General features: G+C 37.6%; 15 protein-coding genes, 1 tRNA gene and 1 other annotated feature. Of the genes, 11 read left to right on the top strand and 5 right to left on the bottom strand.

Going from position 1 to position 16,651, the window contains the following annotated elements:
• Positions 1-269: 269 nt before the first annotated feature.
• Together RHP56_RS06395 and RHP56_RS06390 are read right to left on the bottom strand one after the other, a co-directional pair.
• Positions 270-482, bottom strand: coding sequence for a hypothetical protein (locus RHP56_RS06395; RefSeq protein ID WP_011680036.1), 213 nt, complete (start codon positions 480-482; stop codon positions 270-272).
• A 517-nt stretch (positions 483-999) separates the two neighbouring features.
• Entirely contained in the window at positions 1,000-1,260 is a 261-nt protein-coding gene (locus RHP56_RS06390) for a SemiSWEET family transporter (RefSeq protein ID WP_050891633.1), read from the bottom strand.
• Positions 1,261-1,796: 536 nt separating this feature from the next.
• Between RHP56_RS06390 and RHP56_RS06385 the strand changes: the two genes are divergently transcribed.
• From RHP56_RS06385 to RHP56_RS06355, 7 genes are all read left to right on the top strand, one after another.
• A complete protein-coding gene (locus tag RHP56_RS06385; RefSeq protein WP_002814844.1) occupies positions 1,797-2,378 on the top strand; it encodes a TetR/AcrR family transcriptional regulator in 582 nt (193 codons plus the stop codon).
• A gap of 89 nt (positions 2,379-2,467) precedes the next feature.
• Positions 2,468-2,551, top strand: a sequence feature (ribosomal protein L21 leader region).
• Positions 2,552-2,562: 11 nt separating this feature from the next.
• Positions 2,563-2,862: a 50S ribosomal protein L21 gene (rplU, locus tag RHP56_RS06380; protein ID WP_002814842.1), complete on the top strand. Its 300-nt coding sequence runs from the start codon at positions 2,563-2,565 to the stop codon at positions 2,860-2,862.
• Positions 2,863-2,889: 27 nt separating this feature from the next.
• Complete coding sequence (gene rpmA, locus RHP56_RS06375; RefSeq protein WP_002814840.1) at positions 2,890-3,207, top strand: 50S ribosomal protein L27; 318 nt, start codon at positions 2,890-2,892, stop codon at positions 3,205-3,207.
• A gap of 116 nt (positions 3,208-3,323) precedes the next feature.
• Positions 3,324-4,418 (top strand): aminopeptidase P family protein, encoded by a 1,095-nt coding sequence (locus RHP56_RS06370; protein WP_014324876.1) that lies wholly within the window; start codon positions 3,324-3,326, stop codon positions 4,416-4,418.
• Position 4,419: 1 nt separating this feature from the next.
• Entirely contained in the window at positions 4,420-4,866 is a 447-nt protein-coding gene (locus RHP56_RS06365) for a hypothetical protein (RefSeq protein ID WP_102753585.1), read from the top strand.
• An 84-nt stretch (positions 4,867-4,950) separates the two neighbouring features.
• Positions 4,951-6,294 carry a bifunctional metallophosphatase/5'-nucleotidase gene (locus RHP56_RS06360; protein ID WP_096639318.1) on the top strand — a complete coding sequence of 448 codons (1,344 nt, stop codon included), beginning with the start codon at positions 4,951-4,953 and terminating at the stop codon, positions 6,292-6,294.
• The gene (locus tag RHP56_RS06355; RefSeq protein WP_011680030.1) at positions 6,294-6,791 is read left to right on the top strand and encodes a YutD family protein; all 498 of its coding nucleotides are present in this window, start codon (positions 6,294-6,296) and stop codon (positions 6,789-6,791) included. The genes RHP56_RS06360 and RHP56_RS06355 overlap by 1 nt, the downstream gene beginning before the upstream one ends.
• Before the next feature lie 81 nt (positions 6,792-6,872).
• Here RHP56_RS06355 and RHP56_RS06350 read toward each other — a convergent pair.
• A tRNA-Glu gene (locus tag RHP56_RS06350) sits at positions 6,873-6,944 on the bottom strand.
• A gap of 120 nt (positions 6,945-7,064) precedes the next feature.
• A complete protein-coding gene (locus tag RHP56_RS06345; RefSeq protein WP_011680029.1) occupies positions 7,065-8,108 on the bottom strand; it encodes a branched-chain amino acid aminotransferase in 1,044 nt (347 codons plus the stop codon).
• A gap of 218 nt (positions 8,109-8,326) precedes the next feature.
• Between RHP56_RS06345 and RHP56_RS06340 the strand changes: the two genes are divergently transcribed.
• The gene (locus RHP56_RS06340) at positions 8,327-9,271 is read left to right on the top strand and encodes an NAD(P)-dependent oxidoreductase (RefSeq protein ID WP_011680028.1); all 945 of its coding nucleotides are present in this window, start codon (positions 8,327-8,329) and stop codon (positions 9,269-9,271) included.
• 59 nt (positions 9,272-9,330) lie between these two features.
• On the opposite strand, the gene RHP56_RS06335 is transcribed toward RHP56_RS06340, so the two are convergent.
• The gene (locus RHP56_RS06335) at positions 9,331-10,686 is read right to left on the bottom strand and encodes a threonine/serine exporter family protein (protein ID WP_011680027.1); all 1,356 of its coding nucleotides are present in this window, start codon (positions 10,684-10,686) and stop codon (positions 9,331-9,333) included.
• Between the two features lie 223 nt (positions 10,687-10,909).
• Between RHP56_RS06335 and RHP56_RS06330 the strand changes: the two genes are divergently transcribed.
• The 3 genes from RHP56_RS06330 to RHP56_RS06320 all read left to right on the top strand — a co-directional run bounded on the left by RHP56_RS06330 (position 10,910) and on the right by RHP56_RS06320 (position 16,627).
• Entirely contained in the window at positions 10,910-14,020 is a 3,111-nt protein-coding gene (locus RHP56_RS06330; RefSeq protein WP_102753586.1) for a beta-galactosidase, read from the top strand.
• The gene (locus RHP56_RS06325) at positions 14,013-15,020 is read left to right on the top strand and encodes an aldo/keto reductase (protein WP_014324870.1); all 1,008 of its coding nucleotides are present in this window, start codon (positions 14,013-14,015) and stop codon (positions 15,018-15,020) included. The genes RHP56_RS06330 and RHP56_RS06325 overlap by 8 nt, the downstream gene beginning before the upstream one ends.
• A gap of 194 nt (positions 15,021-15,214) precedes the next feature.
• The gene (locus RHP56_RS06320) at positions 15,215-16,627 is read left to right on the top strand and encodes a glycoside-pentoside-hexuronide (GPH):cation symporter (protein WP_011680024.1); all 1,413 of its coding nucleotides are present in this window, start codon (positions 15,215-15,217) and stop codon (positions 16,625-16,627) included.
• Positions 16,628-16,651 lie beyond the last annotated feature (24 nt).

Here is a 16,651-nt window from a genome sequence, read left to right as displayed (position 1 = left end):
GAATATGTGATTATTTACTGGTATGATGTTAGTAAATAACACATTGAAGGTGACGATATGAGTGATGAAGCTTCAGTAGAATCATGGTTAATGATTGGTGTATTTATTCCAATTATTTTGGTTCTTATAGCTGCTGTTTTGTTCCATTTTTTGAAAAAAATAGTTTAAATTATGCCATTTTAAAATTAGCACAAAACGCTATTAAAAGTGCTTAATCATGAAAAGACAACACCAAAATAAAAACCATCAATAATGTTGATGGTTTTTGATTATTTATAAGCATTGTAGCCGTCGCTATACCCTTTAATCATATCTGGCATTTCATTAGTAAAAAATACAATGATAACAGCAACTACTAGAATGATAACCCATATTTTTTGGGCTTTGGTGAATGTTTTGAATAAAGGTTTCAAAACCACAAACGATCCGATAGCACTTACAAAGATTAGAAGATGTAATAAAGAAACAATAAAATTTACCATACTTTCCCCCTAGATGTATAGATAAATTATAGCACTAACACGATGAAAAGAAGGTCTTAAATAACATGAAAAAGTCTAAAGAACCCGAGCAAGATTATTTGTCTGGTTTGAAGCATAAAGATACTACTGATAAGTATTGCGCATCTATAAGTCTAGTCTTGGAAATTTCGATACTGGAATTTTGATGATGTTGAAAGCATCAAAATTTATCTAGTGACATGAGAGCAATTGGTATTAAGACAGCTAATAAAACTGAAAGCAGCTGATTATTTCTTTGTATCAACTATTATCGGGAGTTGCATTCTTAGCGTAGTCATTGAGGAAACATGGGTTAAAGTTTTGGTGACAGTTCTTATAAATACCCCCTGGGTTAATTATCACGTTATTTATAAAAAGCAAAAAACGCACAAATGAAATGACACAAAATCAGGGGAACATTATAAAAAATGTTTCCCTGATTTTAATGAACACAACCTTTAAAAATGTTTATAAAATCACAATATAGGGTGTCCAGAAGTTAAATGGCAGTCACGAAAGCGATTAGACCAAATATTATGCCTGGAAAATTAGCTAAGGCGACAGGTATGTCGCGATGATTCTTTTTTAGTGCGTAGATAACCCACAAGGTACAATTGATAGCCGCCACCAGTGGTTGTAAGGGGTTCGCCTTAGAGCCAGCTAGATTATCTGCTATTTGAGGGATATACGAAACATACATTAACACAGCCATGACGGTCGCAATCCAGCTTAGGTACTTTATAAAATTTGTTTCTTTCACGATATTCTTCTCCCTTTTTATTGTACGCTTTAATAATACAACGAAGTGAAGAAAATCACAACTTTTATCATATTGATGAAAAGTGGTCGCAATTTTTACCTTAAAATTTGTAATTTTAGAATATTTGTCATATTAATTTGTACCTTTTTTAGAAATAGTGCTATTATAAACATACGGTGATCTTTTCTATGTTCTATTTTATTTCATAAGATCCTTATTCATTTCATTATTGGGGGATCACCATACATAGACGGGGATGGGGATAATCATGTCTGTTAAATACAATAGTTTAATATAATAAACTATGTAACGAGTGCCTGATTAGGGTACTTTTTTATTGGAAAAGATTAGTGAATATGCTGTCGCTGCCCGTGACATGAAAAGTAATATTTCATTTAATTTCAATATGTTATGATTTACTAAGAGTGAATAATTAGAATATCTGATTGGTTAATAATTACTAACTGAAATTGATGATTGAAGAATATAGCAAATAAAGTGGGAATAACCATAATATTTTAGTCAGGAGTAAATTTATGTCAAATAAAACTGATGCACGTGTTGTACGTACTAAACACATTATTCAAGCTGAAACAATTTTATTACTATCAACTCAGCCAGATTTTTCTATCACAACCCTATTGGCTCGTGCGAATATCACGCGCGGCACATTCTACAAATATTATCGTAACAAAGAACATCTTATATCTGAGATTAATGATTCCTTGATTAATGACCTACTGGAACATACGCAACAAACTTTTAAAATAACCGACATGATCAATACGGTTAGTAAACAAGCGGCTTTTTATAATGCTGTTTTGAACCATGATATTGACAAACCATTTAGTGATGCACTATATAGTAGGCTGCGTACCCAAATGGCAACCCGTACCAGTGAGTTAAACGACGAAGAACGACGGGCGCAACAATATCAATGGGAAGTTATCAATGCTGGCTTTTGGGCCATCATGGCTAAGTGGTTAGCGGATAATATGAACATTTCGCAATCTGACTTGTTTAAAGAATTTACAGAGCTATGGCGAATCAATACCAACACGGTTGCCAGCAACGGATTGAACCTATTCGACTTTAGCAATGGTAATGAACTGATATGATGGTCATCTGAGTTATTCTGGATTATTTGAAGCTCTTTTGAAAATCATTGACTCGATGATCTATTTTTGTTATAATTAAACGGTTGTTAGCATAGCTACAACCACTCAGAACAGGTCAAAGCATGCTCGGGACAAGGGCCCGACCGCCTGTGATGGTGAGTCTAAGTATAAGGAGAAACCAATAATGGCATACGCAATTATTGTAACTGGCGGCAAACAATATAAAGTCGCTGAAGGCGACACAATCTTCGTCGAAAAGTTAGATGCAGAAGCAGGTGAAAAGGTTACTTTTGACCAAGTTGTATTAACTGATTCAAAGATTGGTACACCTTTTGTTGAAGGTGCAAAGGTCGAAGGTACTGTGGAAAAGCAAGGCAAGCAAAAGAAAGTTATTACTTTCAAGTACCGTGCCAAGAAGCATTCACATACTAAGCAAGGCCACCGCCAACCATATACACGCGTGAAGATTGATTCAATCGCGTAATCATTACTTGTAAAGGAGAATAGACTTATGTTGATGAATCAAGAAAACTTGCAGATGTTCGCGCACCACAAAGGTGGCGGATCTTCAGCCAACGGTCGTGACTCAGCTGGTCGTCGTCTAGGAACTAAGGTTGCTGACGGACAAGACTTAACTGCTGGTTCAATCATTTACCGCCAACGTGGTACGCATATTTATCCAGGCGTAAACGTTAAAAAGGGTGGCGATGACACATTGTTTGCTTTGACAGACGGTGTTGTTAAGTTTGAACGTAAAGGTCGCGAAAAGCGTCAAGTATCTGTTTACACACGTGAACAATACAATGAAATTGTTGCTGCTGCAAAGTAAGTAATAATTATTGAGAAGGCTAACGTATTATGCAGATAATATGTTAGTCTTTTTACTTACAAATGATTAACGTTGCAGATGTTATAATTAAATCAGTTATAGGAAAGAGGATTTTTATGTCAAAGTACTATGAGGCGCGTATTGCTAAATTGCAGAAGCTACTGGCCAAGCTTAACTTGGACGGTATGATTGTTTATCAAGGTTTTAATACAAAATATTTAACTGGATTTGAAGGTGGCACAGGTGATGGTATTGTAGTTGTTGGCAAGAAGAATGCTCGCTTAATTACAGATGCTCGTTACGAAGAAGACTACAAAAATAGATTACCTGAGGGTGTTGATTTTAAAGTCACACGTGATTATTACGGTGTTGCCGTAGAAACAGCGCAAGAATTTGGTATCAAGAAGTTGGCTTTCGAAGCAAGCTTACCTTATGACATTTATGATTACTTGGATGAATTATTGCCAGCAGATATTGATTTTGATGCATTGCCAAAAGCTATTGAAGTGTTACGCGAAGTCAAAGACGTACAAGAATTAGAAGCTTTACGTAAGGCGGCTAACGCTTCAGTGAAAGCATTTAAGGACTTGCTACCCTTTATAAAACCAGGTAAGACAGAGCGTGAAGTTGCTAATGAATTGGACAGACTACAAAAAATATATGGTGCACAAAAAGCATCATTTGATACAATTGTTGCCTCTGGATATCGATCAGCATTACCACACGGTGAAGCAACTGACAAAGTGATTGAAAATGGTGAGTTAGTGACCATCGATTTTGGGTATTATGTTGATGGCTATACTTCGGATGTAACACGAACAATTGCTGTGGGCAATGTTAGTGATGAACTGAAGACTATTTATGAAATTGTTAAACAGGCTAATCAAAATGCTATTGATGTTGTTAAACCAGGAATATCGGGTAGCGAAATTGATAAAGTGGCACGTGATTATATTACAGAACATGGCTATGGTCAGCAATTTAATCATGGTGGTGGTCATGGCGTTGGTCTGGACATTCATGAAGGTCCAGCAATTAGCCCACGTTCTAGTGATGAAATGCAAGTTGGGCATTTGCTAACAATTGAACCAGGGATTTATCTAGCTAATCAGGGTGGCGTCCGTATTGAGGATGACGTTATTGTTACGACAGATGGTTTTGAAAATTTGACAGCGGCGTTGCCTAAAGATTTAATAGTTATTGAGGAATAGAATGGCACAAGAACGATTAGACTTTTTAGTATTTTATCGAGGTAATTTGGTTACGGGCTTTGATTACATATACGTAAAACGTCAAGAAGGGCATGCTTTCTGGCAGAGTGATCTCAAGGCGCAGGAAGCAAAAGATATTTTAGATAAGGACTTTATGTTTTATAATCCACATTTAAATGACAAAGGGGAGCCTTTTAATTGGCGTTATCGTGAGGATTGGGTTGATATAACAAAAGTTTGGGATCATTTTTCAGAGGAGGCAATGGCCTATATTACGACTTGGATGAGTGAATACCGTGGCCCATCTTATGATGATCCTAGTAAAAATGATGAATGGGGCGTTCGTTTCAAAGTACCAGGGGAAAAAGAGCAATTTATTTGGGGATTAAATGCTTTTCCTGCAAATTTGGACGATTTTAGTCATTTTTTGTATCGTTTTGGACAATAAAAAGACGTCGGTTGACGTCTTTTTACGTAGATAGGTGTAAAATTAAAATATAAATCATTTCGTGATCGGCTAGAGAGGAAACCAATGGGGACAATTCACTTATTACATACAAATGACATTCATTCGCATTTCGAAAATTGGCCGCGCATATCACGCTATTTATTAGCAGGTCAGGCTAAGTATGATGAGAGCTTTACATTTGATATTGGGGATGCAATCGACAGGTTACATCCATTGACTGAAGCAACTCAGGGGTTGAGCAATGTTTCGTTAATGAATGATGTACATTATGATGGTGTGACTATTGGAAACAACGAGGGGCTTGTTTTCTCACATGACACCATGAATCATTTATATGATAATGCTAACTTTGATGTATTATTGGCTAATTTGAAGGAAATGCCTCATGATACACAACCTAAGTGGGCTAAAAATTATAAAATTTTGACCACTAAAGATAACACGAAAATAGGTGTCATAGGATTAACAGCGCCATACCAACTAACTTATCCGGCACTTGGCTGGGATCCCATTGCTATTGATGAGACGTTAGACAAGTACTTACCAGTTTTGCGTGATCAAGTAGATATTATTTTGTTACTCTCTCATTTAGGTTTGCCAACAGATGAGCATATTGCTCAGAAATATGACGTAGATGTTATTATGGGTGCCCATACGCATCATCTGCTACCGCAAGGTAAAATGGTTAGTGGCACTCTGTTAGCAGCGGCAGGGCGCTATGGCGAAAATGTCGGTGATATCACATTAACTATCAAGGGTCATCGAATTATTCATAAGTCGGCGATAGCAACACCCACTTATGAGTTAGCAGAAAACGATGATGATTATAAAACAGTTCGGGGTTGGATTGCTAAAGGGCGAGAATTACTCGAACAACAGTACGTGTGCACATTGCCTCGTGAGATAACATCAGATGAACAAGTTTATGATGGCTTACGTGCTTTGAAGCAGTATTATAATGTGCCAGTGTCAATGATTTCTACAGGGATGTTTAGTGAAGAGTTACCAAAAGGAAAACTAAGTCGCTATGAACTACTAGAAAGTATGCCACACGCAATTAATCCAATGCTAATTACCATATCTGGAGAAAAGCTGCTCTCCTTATTGCACAGTATTGACGAACAGATAACGAACTTAGCGCAGTATCCTATGAAAGGTAGTGGGTTTCGAGGTAAAATTTTTGGTTATATGCGCTTTGATGGTATTGATCGACAAAAGAATGGTGAAGTTTTGTATAATGGAGAGGCGATCGATAAAGGTAAATTGTATAAAATAGCGACACTCGATCATTACAAGTGGATTTCTTTTTTCCCAGATGTAGCGCAAGCGCCAGCAAAAATAGAATTAAATCTACTTTTGCGTGAACTTATGGCAAACTATTATGCGAATAAATATAAGGATAACTAATGGATCACGACACACTAAAAGAACGTACACTCAAACAACAAGAGGAACGCAAAGGGACTTATAAAGTTAAAAAGCTGGGTAACGAGGTTGAAATTGACCGTTTGACGCTAGAAATAGTTGAAGACTTTAAAGATGCCTTTGATGAAGATAAACTAGCCATACGATACACACCGCTATTAGCTCAGTATGATTATATTGTAGGGGATATTTCTGCTGAACAATTACGCTTGAAGGGCTTTTATAATAATAATAAAGCAGTGAATAATCATGATAAAATTCAATCTTTACAGGATTATTTGTATGAATATGTGAATTTTGGCGCACCATACTTTGTTCTAGAAAATATTAATCCTCGTGTTCCTGAGGTGAACGAGCGTTCCAAAAATAAGAATAAAAGTAAGCATCATCGGCCCGTAACTCATAAAAAAGAATCAAGAGCAAAAGTGGCTGCAGCTAAACAAAAAAACAAGAAATCATTTGTGATTAAGCAAAAATAAGAGCCATTTTAGGCTCTTATTTTTTGATTTATTGATATATAGAAACAAAAAAAGCTACAACCAAAGTTGTAACTTAATTAGTAGCTCGTGAGAGAATCGAACTCTCGATTCTGCCGTGAAAGGGCGGCGTCTTAACCACTTGACCAACGAGCCATGATCAATTTGTTATTTGCTTGAATCAAACAACTATAATAGAATAACAAGAATCTGCAGCGCTGTCAATACTTTTTAAGTACAAAATAAAAAACGTCACTAAGACGTTTTTTTAGTATATTAATCAAGTGGTACGTCAACTGCCCAGCCTTCGGGACCTTCTTGGTCACCATATTGGATGGCTGTCAAACGATCGTAAAGCTTTTGTGTCCAAGGACCAACTTCAGTTTCAGAATAGAATACGTGCTTGTTACCGTTATGTGTAATTGAACCTACAGGAGAAATTACAGCAGCAGTTCCCATTGCACCAGCTTCAGCAAACTGATCAAGATCATTGATTGAAATAGTTGTTTCTTCAGCTTTTAGGCCAAGTTCTTCAGCTACTTGAAGCAATGAATATTTGGTTACAGATGGCAAGATTGAAGGTGACTTTGGTGTTAAGAAGCGACCATCCTTTGTGATACCGAAGAAGTTGGCTGATCCCAACTCTTCAATATTTTCATGCAAACGAGGATCCAAGTAAACAACATCAGAATAACCAGCAGCATGGGCTTCATCACCAGCAAGCATTGAGGCACCATAGTTACCACCAGCCTTGGCTGCACCAGTACCACCGTGAGCAGCACGATCATAATGATTAGTAACGTAGGCTGTTGGTGTTAATCCACCCTTGTAGTAAGCACCAACAGGAGTTGCGTATACTTCAAAGACATAGTTATCTGCTGGATGCACGCCGACAACTGGGCCACCACCAAATTCAAAGGGACGTAGATAAAGTGTTGCGCCAGTTCCGTAAGGTGGGATGAAATCTTGGTTTGCCTTCGTAACTTCTTTTAAAGCACGCACAAAAAGTTCTTCGGGGACGGGAGCCATCATCAAGCGAGCGGCTGAATTTTGTAGACGCTTTGCATTACGGTCAGGACGGAAAATGTTTGCACCACCATCCTTACGGCGATAAACTTTCAACCCCTCGAAAATTGTTTGACCATAATGAAGTCCGGTTGCTGCCTCATTGACTGGAATGTTTGAGTCTGTTTCGAGACCACCTTCGCTCCACTTACCATCTTTATAATAGGCACGAAAACGATAAGGAAGGTCATGGTATTCGAATCCCAAGTTGTCCCAATCAAAATCTTCAGCTTTAGCCTTTCGTTGTTCTGACATAATACGTCCTTCTTTCTTAGAAAAATATGATAAAACTACTATAACGCTTAGAAGGAAATTGTGCAATAGCTAACGATGAATCTTTTTAATGTTAATTATTTAGAAATCTCGTATAATTAAAGGTAGTGCTGAAGCCTATGAATTAGGTCATTGCACAACATCACTAAAATTATTTATCATATCAGTGATAAATCAAGTATTATTGGAGATGAATTAAAATGGCATTATTACTGGCAGTGAAAGCAATAACGCAAGAAAACCGTGAATTTCTTGCACAATATGATATTAGCGTTGTGACACCGGACACGATTACCGATGAGCAATTACCTGAGGTATTGATAAGTTATGCTTGGGATACAGAAATTGGGCATAAAATCCTTGCTAACCCAGAATCAAAATTAAAGTGGATTCAGGCGCAATCGGCTGGTGTTGACTACTTACCCTTGAAAACACTACAGGAGCGTCAAATTACTGTGACAAATGCGAGTGGGTTAAAAGCGGTACCTATAGCTCAAACTGTTTTGGGCTATATTCTCCACTTTGCTCGTGGCTTAAATGTTTATTCTACACGAAAACATTGGGAGCCTTTTACAGATCAGTATTTGATGAGTGAATTACCAGTTTTGGTGTTTGGTACTGGTCGAATTGGACAGCAAATTGCTCACGCTGTAAAATCATTGGGCGGTGTAGTTTTTGGTGTAAATACTACAGGTCGTCCAGTTGAAGGATTCGATGCAACTTATGCAATTTCTGACTATCAAGAAGCACTAGCTAAATCGCAAGTTGTTGTTGACGGGTTACCAGGGACAAAAGAAACCGAAAACTTTTTTGATGAGCATTTTTTCCAACAGTTTAATCAATTGTTTTTGTTTATCAATATTGGGCGTGGCACAACTTTGAATCAGGACGACCTACTTTCAGCAATTGATGATTCTCGTGTCAAATATGCTGCATTAGACGTCACAACACCTGAACCATTACCAATGAATCATCCATTATTTGAGCGGCCACAAATCTTATTGACACAACATACAAGTTGGGGTGAACAAGAAAGTGCTGGTCGTGTTGGTGGATTATTTCGTTTGTTTGAAAAAAATGTTCCTTCATTTATGGCTGATGGTACGTTCGTTCAAAATGTTGTTGATCTAAATAAAGGATATTGATATTCTTTTAAAAAAGCAGTAATACTCTAATTTAGAGTATTACTGCTTTTTTGTTTATATTAATCAAAATGCCGCCAGTCTTTATCTAGTATGGCACGTGCCACAAACAACCCCAGTGGTAAGAACATGATAATTAAAGCAGCCTTGGTCATCCATAGCGCGCCAATACCGATTTGGTTATTACCAATACTATATACTGCACGATAGATATACAAACCAGGCACCATAATGACGATGGAAGGAACAGTTAAGGAAATTCTTGGATAACCATTGTAACGATTGACCATCGATGCGATTAATCCTGCAACCAAAGCGGCAAAAAATGCCGCCGCTGCGGGAGGAATAGTAGTTAAATCGACTAGTTCTAGTCGCAGAGTGTTGGCAATTGCACCAATGCATCCAGCCACAGCAGCCATTTTTTTCGAGCTGTTAAACATGATTGAGAAACCAAATACGCCGCAAAAACTGGCTGGGATACGAAGTAACATCAGTGTGACTGACGATAAGCCAAGTGGCAAAAAATTTGCTGGTCTAAAATGAACCAGCGAAGCGACTAACCAACCAACTAATGTGGCAATTAGCGTGATCATTATGGCATAAGCTAGTCTTTCCAAACCAGAGCGCATGTCTAATTTCGAGATATCTAACATACTAGTAATAAAAGGAAAACCAGGAATAACGAAGAGCATAGCCCCAATATATCCGGCTTCATGCTGAGCTAAAATATGGAAATAAAATTCGAATATTCTAAATGCAAACATATAGGTGATGCATGCTGTGGCAACACTGATAGCGACGCCCACAATGGTGGTTATAGCATGTTTACCTAAAATTGAACGGACATAGTTTCCAATCCCAGCACCAATAAATGAACAGATCATCTCTGGAATACCGCCGCCAAGTAAAAAAATGAACGCACTACATGCCAGAGCAGCAGCAAGTCCAGAGATGATCGGCGTATATTGCTTTGGTCGATTTTGAATGTCGTTAATCGTATGATGAATTTGACCAATAGTTAAAGATGAAAAATCATCTTGGATATTGTTAACGAAATGCTCTAAAATATTTAGCTTGTCGGTATTTACACCTGTATTTGGCAGCGATAATACTTGAGAATAACTTTGATTATTGCTAAAACAAGTATATTCCAATGAAATTAATCCAATATCGGCAGAGCATGTGAGGTCTAGTTTTCTAGCAACCTTATTCATTGCATCTCGCACTCGCCATGCGCCAGTACCGCAAGACAACATGAGAATACCAATTCGACCAACAATTGAGGCGCGTTCCTGGAGACTAGCATTTTTAGCTGGAATATTTTCGCTTTTAATAAAAGTGGCCCAAGGAATCGTCATATGATGGCGTAAAGACAAAGGTATTTTTTTTAACACGTGTGGATTACTATTCTTGTCCATTATTTCCTCCAATGAATCAATGAAATTAATACAACACTCCTAATTCCTTCATTATAGTTGCAGTTGCTGTCGTATTCAAGCTATTCAATAGTGATGAATAAAGGGTTAACAAGTTCTTTGCGTCCCAAAAGTAGATGAACTCCGATAGGTAAGCGTTTACATTTCTGAACATCGATGATAAGATGTGTGTATAATTTGGCAGAAGAATTCTCGAGGATTAAATATGACAAGTATAAAACAAATATTAGCACGCCATGATTGGGAAAATCCAGTGGTAACGAATTGGAATCGATTACCACTACACACGAGTATGAGCTACGCTAATAAACGAAACAAACGAGAAATTAAACAACCACGAAAAAGCCTCAATGGACCTTGGCAGTTTAGTTATTTTGAAAATCTATCAGACATTGACGAAGAATGGCGAAAAAAAGACTTGCCTACGTCAAAAATTATTCATGTTCCTAGTAATTGGCAGTTACAGGGGGACTATGATGTTCCTGTTTATACAAACGTTACTTATCCATTTCCAGTAAATCCACCGTATGTGCCGACTGAGAATCCGGTTGGCGCTTATTCCAAAAAGGTCTTTCTTGATAATAAATGGTTAGCAGATAACACAGAATCACATGTTGTCTTTAATGGTGTTGGGTCTGCATTTTATCTTTGGGTTAACGGAGAATGGGTCGGCTATTCGGAAGACAGTCGCTTACCAGCAGAATTTGACATCACTGAAGAATTGCGAGCTGGTGAAAATCGTATTGCGGTTTTGGTGTTGAAGTGGAGCAAGGGGAGCTATTTTGAAGATCAAGATATGTGGCGAATGTCGGGAATTTTCCGTGATGTTGATCTTATTCGTGTTCCAAAAACAAGATTTCAGGATTTAGCAATTGAGACAAAACTGGATGAAGATCTTGATGACGCAACTGTTGAGGTTAGGGCACAATTAGTTGGAAATTCGGCGGATAACTTGAGTGTGACTGCTGAATTATTTTACCATGGTATGAGCTTGTTCAAAGCAACAGAACAATTTGGTAATCGAGTAATCGACGAACGTGGTACTAATGATGGTCAAGTTAGTTTAGAATTACCAGTAAAAAATCCGGCATTATGGTCAGCTGAAGTACCAAATTTATATGATATAAAAGTTTCTTTGCACGATGGGGAAGAAAACTATCAAATTGAAAATAAGAAAGTTGGTATAAGGAAGGTTCAAATTAAAGATGGTTTACTGACTTTAAATAATCAACCGTTATTAATTCGTGGTGTCAATAAGCATGAATTTAATTCAAAAACAGGATACTATGTTGATGAAAAAACAATGATTGATGATATCCGTATGATGAAGGAGCATAATTTTAATGCAGTAAGGCTTTCTCATTATCCCAACGCTTCACGATGGTACGAGCTGTGTGATCAATATGGATTATATTTAGTAGATGAGGCAAATATCGAGACACATGGTGTCAAGCCAATGAATTACCTTACAAATGACCCTAAATACTTACCCTTGATGATGGAGCGAGTGACACGAATGGTTCAGAGAGACTATAATCATCCATCAATTATTATTTGGTCGTTGGGGAATGAGTCTGGCTATGGACATAATCATGATGCAATGTATCAATGGCTTAAAAATACCGACCCCTCTCGTCCAATTCAGTATGAGGGTGGTGGTGCTGATACACCGGCAACGGACATTATTGCACCGATGTATGCACGTGTTGACCAAGATCAAGTGGAAGAGGTCAACTCAAAATGGGCTATTAAAAAATGGATTGGCTTGCCAAAAGAAAATCGACCACTGATATTGTGTGAATATGCGCATAGCATGGGGAATAGTTTAGGTGGATTTAATAAATATTGGGAGGCTTTTGAAAAATATCCAAGACTTCAGGGTGGCTTCATTTGGGATTGGGTAGATCAGGGCCTGCTCACAAAAAATAACGAAGGCCAATCATATTATGCTTATGGTGGTGATTTTGGTGATTATCCTAATGATCGCCAATTTAGCTTGGATGGGTTACTATTTCCCGATCGCACTCCAAAACCAGCCTTGCTGGAGGCAAAATACTGTCAACAATATTTCGCTTTCCAACTGGAAAAAGATCCAACTGGAAAAGTTAACTATATGACTGTCTCAAATAAGCATTTATTCAAAACAGTCAATGATGCAACCTTAATTTATCAAATTTTGTCAAATGATCAGGTGATTGAGACTAAAAAAATCAAACTTAATTTGGCACCCCAAACTGAAGAGAGAGTCAGTTTGAATTTCTCCGATAACAGCAATGAAGATGTTTATATGAACTGCCAGATTGTTCAAGATAGCACTGATGGCCTTATCCGGTCTGGTACATTACTGGCTTACAAGCAATTTATTTTGAGAAATAAACCGATAATGATTAGTGACGTACGATCATCTGATGATTATGAAGATTTCCTTATAAATGATGCGACAGACTCCTTGTCCATTTCTTTAGATGATGCTATCTGGCAGTTTAATAAGCGTACAGGTTGGTTATCTAATTGGATAAAGAATGGGCAGGAAAAAGTACTGACTCCATTGAAAGATCAATTTAGTAGAGCAGCTTTGGATAATGATATTGGAGTGAGTGAGGTAACAAATATTGATCCAAATGCTTGGTTTGAAAGATGGCAAGCAACAGGGTTCAATCACTTGAATGAAAAGCTTGTGCAATTCAATTGGACAGCATTAAAAGATGAGGTACGAATCACGACACAACATCAATTTTTATCACCGATTGATCAACATATCATGTTTATATCTAGTAAAGAATATCGAATAAATCATGTTGGTGATTTAAAAGTATATGTGGATGTTTGGCGGCAAGTTGCCGATCCACAGCCAGCACGTATTGGATTGAGTGTTCAAATTAACGCAACGACTGACGCAGTGACTTATAGTGGATTGGGACCAATGGAAAACTATCCAGATAGGCGTTCAGCGGCTATTCGTGGCAAATGGGATGCTTCCTTGAAGGAACTTTATACACCGTATGTTTTTCCTAGTGAAAATGGCTTGCGTACTGAAGTGGCGTATCTTAAATTTGATCATCATGTCATTCGGGCACTCGAACAACGTTTTTCATTTAATTTGAGTCAATTTAGTCAAGCGCAATTGTCAGCAGCCACCCATCAACACCTATTAAAACCTGAAGAGGGTGTTTGGTTGAACATTGATGGCTATCATATGGGTGTTGGTGGCGATGATTCTTGGTCTCCAAGCGTGTCGCCAGAGTTTTTATTATCAAACGATCATTATCATTATAGTTTTTCGTGGTCAAATGAAGAAGGAGAAGCAAATGTATAGCGCTAATAAAAATCGTTACGAGAAAATGATATATAACAGAATTGGTAACAGTGGATTACAGATTTCAGCTATTAGTTTGGGCCTTTGGAATAATTTTGGTAGTGTGGATCCCTACGAAAACCAAAAGGAAATTATTCACCAAGCTTTTGATTTAGGTATCACATATTTTGATTTAGCCAATAATTATGGTCCTATACCAGGAAGTGCTGAAGAAAATTTCGGCAAGATTATGGCTACGGATATGAAACCTTATCGAGATGAAATGGTTATTGCAAGCAAGGCTGGTCACGAAATGTGGCCAGGCCCTTATGGTAATTGGAATTCTCGAAAAAGCATCATTGCCAGTGCAGATCAAAGTTTAAGACGCACTGGTTTAGACTATTTTGATATTTTTTATAGTCACCGTCCTGATCCGATGACGCCAGTTGCAGAAACCGCACAAGCTTTAGACCAATTGGTTCGTCAAGGGAAGGCGCTTTATATTGGTATTTCTAAATATTCAAGTCAAGAAACACAAGAGATTATCGATATTTTTAAAGAATTAAAGACGCCATTCATCATTCATCAACCACGTTATAATATGTTTGATCGTAAAGCTGAGCGAGGTTTGTTTACAACATTAGGAGAAAATAAAAAAGGTGCGGTTGGATTTAGCTCCTTAGCGCAAGGATTGTTGTCAGATAAATACTTGAAAGGTATTCCAAATAATTCACGTGCGAACAAAGTAACAATCCCCTTTTTGACAACAGAAAAAGTTGAACCAACAATTAATACGGTGCAAAAGTTGAATCAAATTGCACAAAGGAGAGGTCAAACGCTACCACAAATGGCACTTGCTTGGAATTTACGAATTCCTGAGTTGGCTAGTGTTTTGATTGGTGCTAGTAATCCAAAACAGGTCATAGAAAATGTCAAAGCTTTGGACAATCTATCATTTTCACCAGAGGAGTTGCTTGAAATTGATCGCGCATTGAGCGAATATGCAGCCAATCAAGCGTAATAGTTTCTTTCATTCTGGATTATCCCAATTTATTTAAAAGACAGAACCCAACGTCTCGCCGGCGACGGGTTTTTATTTTTCAATAAATATCACAAAACAACGAAAAAAGGATACAAATTACACTTTATTTGTAAACGCTTACATAGTATTGTTAATACATACCCTGAACTTAATAAAATATAAGGAGTCGAAAGATGTCTGATAAAATGAAGCAACGTTTTTCATACGCTTTTGGTGCATTCGGGCACGATGCGTATTATGTAACGTTATCAACATATTTCATGATTTTTGTTACAAGCACACTATTTGCGGGGAGTGATAAGGCGACTGAGTCCAAGTATATTGGTATTGTTACCTCACTAGTCGTCGGTATTCGCTTAGTAGAAATTATTTTTGATCCGATTATTGGTAGTATTATTGATAATACACGAACCAAATTTGGAAAATTCAAACCTTGGTTAGTGATTGGTGGAGTTGTCTCGGGTATATCCTTACTGGCAATCTTCACAAACTTTTTCGGTTTATCTGTTAGTAACCCAACACTCTACCTCGTACTGTTTACAATTGTTTTTATCATTTTGGATAGTTTCTACTCATTCAAAGATATTGCCTTTTGGTCAATGATTCCGGCGTTATCAACTGACACCGCGGAACGTGGTACTTTAGCAACATTTGCTCGCTTTGGTTCATCATTGGGTGCTAATGGTACAACTGCCTTGGTTGTACCTATTGTGGCATTCTTTACTGTGCTCACGGGTGGTAGTGGTAAAGAGAGTGCAACTGGCTGGTTCTGGTTTGCATTAATTGTTGCGGTTTTGTCAGCTGGTTCAGCAATAGTAACAGCTAAATTTTCAAAAGAAAACGAAACCGTTTTAAGGACACAAGCCAGCGAAAAATACAATATTATTGACGTTTTTAAGGCCATCCTTAAGAATGATCAGTTGCTTTGGTTAGCACTATCTTACATGTTTTACGCAATTGCCAACGTAGCAACCACAGGCGTGCTGCTGTTTTATTTTAAATTTGTTATCGGTCACGTAACAGAGTTTGCGATGGTTGGTGTGATTTCAATGATTACTGGTATAATTGCTGTGCCTTTATTCCCATTCTTGGCCAAAGTAATGACACGTCGTTATGTGTTTGCTAGTGGTATTGCCCTGATGGTACTGGCATATGTCATGTTTACAATAGCCGGTAGTAACTTGTGGATTGTTGGCCTTGGCTTAGTATTCTTTTATTTCCCACAACAACTTATCTTTTTGTCAGTGTTAATGACGATTACAGATTCTGTGGAGTATGGACAATGGAAAAATGGTCAGCGGAACGAGGCCGTAACACTGTCATTACGTCCGTTATTAGATAAATTAGCTGGCGCATTTTCAAATGCTATTGTTGGGTTTGTTGCAATTGCTGCTGGTATGACCGGAAATGCAACATTTAATGATATGACGGCCAGCGGCATCCATACTTATAAATTATATGCATTTTATATTCCTGCAGCATTGATGATTATTTCTTTACTTATTTTCATGTTTAAAGTGACACTAACTGAAAAAAAGCATGCGAAGATAGTTGCAGAACTTGAATTACGCTACAGCAAGAAGTAATTAGTATAATTTGAAAGGTTGACT

The sequence above is a fragment of the Leuconostoc sp. C5 genome (assembly GCF_056530425.1).
This window is presented reverse-complemented; position numbering and strand designations above follow the sequence as displayed.

What these genes read in the sequence shown, in the direction of transcription:
- RHP56_RS06370 (WP_014324876.1), top strand. Translation starts at nt 3,324, where the DNA reads ATGTCAAAGTACTATGAGGCGCGTATTGCTAAATTGCAGAAGCTACTG.
- RHP56_RS06335 (WP_011680027.1), bottom strand. Translation starts at nt 10,686, where the DNA reads ATGGACAAGAATAGTAATCCACACGTGTTAAAAAAAATACCTTTGTCT.
- rplU (WP_002814842.1), top strand. Translation starts at nt 2,563, where the DNA reads ATGGCATACGCAATTATTGTAACTGGCGGCAAACAATATAAAGTCGCT.
- RHP56_RS06385 (WP_002814844.1), top strand. Translation starts at nt 1,797, where the DNA reads ATGTCAAATAAAACTGATGCACGTGTTGTACGTACTAAACACATTATT.
- RHP56_RS06360 (WP_096639318.1), top strand. Translation starts at nt 4,951, where the DNA reads ATGGGGACAATTCACTTATTACATACAAATGACATTCATTCGCATTTC.
- RHP56_RS06340 (WP_011680028.1), top strand. Translation starts at nt 8,327, where the DNA reads ATGGCATTATTACTGGCAGTGAAAGCAATAACGCAAGAAAACCGTGAA.
- RHP56_RS06320 (WP_011680024.1), top strand. Translation starts at nt 15,215, where the DNA reads ATGTCTGATAAAATGAAGCAACGTTTTTCATACGCTTTTGGTGCATTC.
- RHP56_RS06395 (WP_011680036.1), bottom strand. Translation starts at nt 482, where the DNA reads ATGGTAAATTTTATTGTTTCTTTATTACATCTTCTAATCTTTGTAAGT.
- RHP56_RS06345 (WP_011680029.1), bottom strand. Translation starts at nt 8,108, where the DNA reads ATGTCAGAACAACGAAAGGCTAAAGCTGAAGATTTTGATTGGGACAAC.
- RHP56_RS06365 (WP_102753585.1), top strand. Translation starts at nt 4,420, where the DNA reads ATGGCACAAGAACGATTAGACTTTTTAGTATTTTATCGAGGTAATTTG.
- RHP56_RS06325 (WP_014324870.1), top strand. Translation starts at nt 14,013, where the DNA reads ATGTATAGCGCTAATAAAAATCGTTACGAGAAAATGATATATAACAGA.
- RHP56_RS06355 (WP_011680030.1), top strand. Translation starts at nt 6,294, where the DNA reads ATGGATCACGACACACTAAAAGAACGTACACTCAAACAACAAGAGGAA.
- rpmA (WP_002814840.1), top strand. Translation starts at nt 2,890, where the DNA reads ATGTTGATGAATCAAGAAAACTTGCAGATGTTCGCGCACCACAAAGGT.
- RHP56_RS06330 (WP_102753586.1), top strand. Translation starts at nt 10,910, where the DNA reads ATGACAAGTATAAAACAAATATTAGCACGCCATGATTGGGAAAATCCA.